Source organism: Xanthobacter sp. BG11Y11_SDJG, assembly GCF_057364445.1.
Window position 1 is genome coordinate 1 of the sequence record NZ_JBNFNU010000803.1, and the last position, 757, is coordinate 757.

Genomic DNA, 757 nt, shown 5'->3' on the forward strand with positions numbered 1-757 from the left:
ATGCGCGCGAGCTGCTGCCGCTCGGTGCGGTGCGCGAGGCCGAGCCGTGGCTGGGCCGCCGCCCGGCCTTCCCCGATTCCAAGCCGGTGATCGGCCGGCGCCGGGCATCGGCGGGCTGCATCTCGCCTTCGGCCACGGCCATTGGGGGCTGACACTGGGTCCCGTCACCGGCCGTCTGCTGGCGGAGATGATGACCGGGGCGACGCCCTTCACCGATCCGGCGCCGTTTGCGCCCGGCCGCTTCGGCCTGCGCGCGCCTCAGCGCACATAATACTCCTTCGGCCGGCGGCCCTCGGCGAAATAGCCGAACACCGCCGCGGCGGTGGCCGCCTGGAGCAGCAGATTGGGGAACAGGGCGGCGAAGTCCATGGTGTCCACCGCGCCCTGCTGGAGCACCGAGCGGATCGAGAACTGGGCGTAGGCCGAGACCACGACCCAGGCCACCATCAGCCACGGCACCACGGTGAGCGCGTGGCGCGAGCGGGCCACCGTCAGCAGCACCATGGCGAGCGCCCACACGAACAGCACCGCCTGCGGCAACAGGCCGAGGCGCAGCAGCTCGGCCGAGAGGCCGGGGCCGCGCACGCCGTCCAGCAGCAGGGCCGTGGCGCCCTCCACGCCCACATTGGCGATCACCGAGAAGATCAGCGCCAGCGGCACGGCGGTGATGCCGCAGGCGCACCAGAAGATCACCGCGAGCGCGCCGCCGAGACGCCGCGCGCGCGGCTCGGTGGATGCGCCGCGCGGGGCGGCGGGG

The 757-nt window shown here is 74.1% G+C and carries 1 protein-coding gene and 1 pseudogene; one reads left to right on the forward strand and one right to left on the reverse strand.

The genetic code is table 11. The annotated features are described in order from the left end of the window. Window positions 1–271 (forward strand): annotated as a pseudogene (locus AC2W7M_RS26625) (NAD(P)/FAD-dependent oxidoreductase); the annotation flags it as partial. Here AC2W7M_RS26625 and AC2W7M_RS26630 read toward each other — a convergent pair. Then, the coding region (locus AC2W7M_RS26630) for a hypothetical protein (protein WP_486136202.1) at window positions 259–757 on the reverse strand (499 nt) is incomplete at its 5' end. The pseudogene AC2W7M_RS26625 and the gene AC2W7M_RS26630 overlap by 13 nt on opposite strands.